Genomic DNA, 2,412 nt, shown 5'->3' on the forward strand with positions numbered 1-2,412 from the left:
GCGGTTTAATTGCGTACCATTGACACGATACATAATTACGCCAGTTCAAATGCCCGCTTCCGAAAGACCGCTGACGGCACTCAAGGCCATCCGCCTGGCGCGCAATCTCAGCCCAGACAAGCTATGCGAGGCCGCTGGGATTTCCCGTTCGTACTTCACCCGCCTTGAACAAGGTGGCGTACCCACGCCTGAGGTCGCGGCTAGCCTGGCACGCATTCTCAACTCGGGCACCTGTGGTCGCGACAGGGAAGGAGCGCCGAGTGAACAGAAGACCAAACTCCTTGCCTCTTGCAAGCAGCTGTTAGAGCGCATGGGCGGGGTGTACATGATCGTGTCGGAGATCCACCTGCTTTATCCGGAGCGCTTCTCCGAACGCCTGCCAGAGAAGGACACCGCCGAATGACGTCGCCCAAACAGAAGCAATCGCCCGCCGCGGGCCCGGCCATGAATACGGACCCGATCATGCGAACGCTGGCCGCGTCCGGCTTCTACAAATCCAGTTTCGGTCGCCTTCTCCAAAGCAACCTGATCGTCGGCTGCGCCCTGGTCGGCTCTGTGGCACTGAACATCACCCAGTTCGTGACCCGTCCCGCCCCGGTCCTGGTGGGCATGACAGAAGCCGGTCGACTCATCCAGATAGTGCCGCTGTCGAAGCCGTTCGTCAGCAGCGAAGCTGTTCTCCAGAAAGTGCAGAAGACTGCGACGGGCGCATTCTCACTGGATTTCGATGACACCAACCTCAAGGCAAAACTGGTTGCATTGCGCTCTCAATTCACCCGCGACGGCTACGCGTCGTTGATGGCGCAGTACGACACGTCCGGCCTCATCGAAAAAATTCGCACACGCCGCCTGGTGACATCCGCTGTCGCCACTGGAGCAGGCGTCATCGCCAATGAGTATGAAGCGCGGGATGGCTTGTACACATGGGAAACCGAGATGCCGATTGCCATCACCATCACCGGCCAGAGTGAGCGCAAGACCTACGAATGCCTGGTCAAGCAAACGGTCAAGCGCCTTCCGGTCGAAGACAACCCGGCAGGTATTGCAACGCAGTCCCTGCGGCTCAGCTGCAACACAAAAATCAACTAGGTTGAAGTCATGCCACAAGAAGCAGAAGAATTCTCCTTGCCGACGTCGCTGGATATCGTCCAGCAAGCGACTTGTGGGGAGCACGGTCATCCTCTCAGCACAGCCATGCAAACCGACTGGGCAATCCAACTCGACCTCATCGACGTTTTTGCGGCACCGAGGGGCACCCTGATCGAGCTGCAGCAGAGCGCACCGTCGAAGCGGTGTCACGACTGGCTGCAAGGGATCATCGATACCCGGTCCATGGTCGCCGCAGTAACTGGAGTGCCGTTCTGACATGCACCTATCCCTTCCGCGGCTATACGCGCTGCTGATCCTGTCGATCTCGACCGCCTGCGGCCAAGCCGCCGCGCAAGGCAGTCCTGGTGAACCGAACAAGGCCGGAGCGCCGTCGTCCACCGCTGCAGTGGACGACGCGAATGCGCCGCGCGCACTGCCGCCCCTCAAGCCGCCTCCGGTCGGCTCGGCTAACTTCAACAGCGCGGTGGATACGATCTCGCCGCTCACGAGCACCGAGATCCTGGACCTGCGTAAGCGGGTCGACAGTGCACGACGCGCTGCTTCCACCTATCCAGGTGTACCACCGAAGCCTGTCATCTCGACTACCACCGTGGATCTATCCCCGGGATCCACTCCGCCGATTGTCCGTGTGAGCAATCAAGGGGCAGCGGTGTCCATGGTCGACATCACAGGGGCCCCGTGGGACATCCTCGAAGTCAACAACCTCGGCAAACGGTACTTCGAAGTCAAGCAGCCGGCAAAGGACGTACCCACCATTACGATCACTGCGCTGGGTGATTACGTGGAAGGCAACGTCGCCATCTTTCTGAAGGGCCTCTCGATCCCGGTGATGCTTCGCATGGTCGCCGGCCAGCGAGAGACTGACTACCGCCTGGATCTCCGTATCCCGCGGCGCGGCCCCAATGCAATCGATCCCATTGCCGGAACGCCTTCGATCAATCTGCCGGCGAACTATCTGCAGACGCTGCTCGACGGCACTGACACACCGAACGCGAAGCCGATTCGCGTTGAGAACGCACCTCAGGGCACGCGCGCCTGGATGGTTGGTGGAAACGTGGTTTTGCGCACGACCCTCTTCCTGAATAACCCCGCCTATCAGGCAACGATTGCGGCAGCGGACGGTACTCGGGTCTACGAGTTGGCCCCAACGCCCGTTGCCACCCTTAGCGAGAACGGCTCTCTGCGAAACGTCTACCTCGAGCTGGAATGACCATGTCGGAACGAAAGAAGCTGCATCCTGGATTTAAAAAGAACGCCAAGGTAGCCATGATCGTGGCAGGCGTTGCCGCCGCTGGGGTAGGC

At 60.1% G+C, this 2,412-nt stretch carries 4 protein-coding genes; all 4 read left to right on the top strand.

Annotation, left to right across the window (positions count from 1 at the left end; genetic code table 11):
- Positions 1 to 403: helix-turn-helix domain-containing protein (locus E1J61_RS36810; RefSeq protein ID WP_207951317.1), on the top strand; the 403-nt coding region annotated here is incomplete at its 5' end.
- Positions 400 to 1,089 carry a DotI/IcmL/TraM family protein gene (locus tag E1J61_RS36815; RefSeq protein ID WP_133098649.1) on the top strand — a complete coding sequence of 230 codons (690 nt, stop codon included), beginning with the start codon at positions 400 to 402 and terminating at the stop codon, positions 1,087 to 1,089. The genes E1J61_RS36810 and E1J61_RS36815, both read left to right, overlap by 4 nt.
- A gap of 9 nt (positions 1,090 to 1,098) precedes the next feature.
- Positions 1,099 to 1,365, top strand: coding sequence for a hypothetical protein (locus E1J61_RS36820; protein WP_133098650.1), 267 nt, complete (start codon positions 1,099 to 1,101; stop codon positions 1,363 to 1,365).
- 1 nt (position 1,366) lies between these two features.
- The gene (locus E1J61_RS36825; RefSeq protein WP_133098651.1) at positions 1,367 to 2,320 is read left to right on the top strand and encodes a DotH/IcmK family type IV secretion protein; all 954 of its coding nucleotides are present in this window, start codon (positions 1,367 to 1,369) and stop codon (positions 2,318 to 2,320) included.
- Positions 2,321 to 2,412: the final 92 nt, after the last annotated feature.

Source organism: Cupriavidus sp. L7L (genome assembly GCF_004353535.1).
Lineage (GTDB): Bacteria > Pseudomonadota > Gammaproteobacteria > Burkholderiales > Burkholderiaceae > Cupriavidus > Cupriavidus oxalaticus_A.

Excerpts from the sequence above, each read along its gene's own strand:
- E1J61_RS36815 (WP_133098649.1), top strand. The coding sequence starts at position 400 with ATGACGTCGCCCAAACAGAAGCAATCGCCCGCCGCGGGCCCGGCCATG.
- E1J61_RS36820 (WP_133098650.1), top strand. The coding sequence starts at position 1,099 with ATGCCACAAGAAGCAGAAGAATTCTCCTTGCCGACGTCGCTGGATATC.
- E1J61_RS36825 (WP_133098651.1), top strand. The coding sequence starts at position 1,367 with ATGCACCTATCCCTTCCGCGGCTATACGCGCTGCTGATCCTGTCGATC.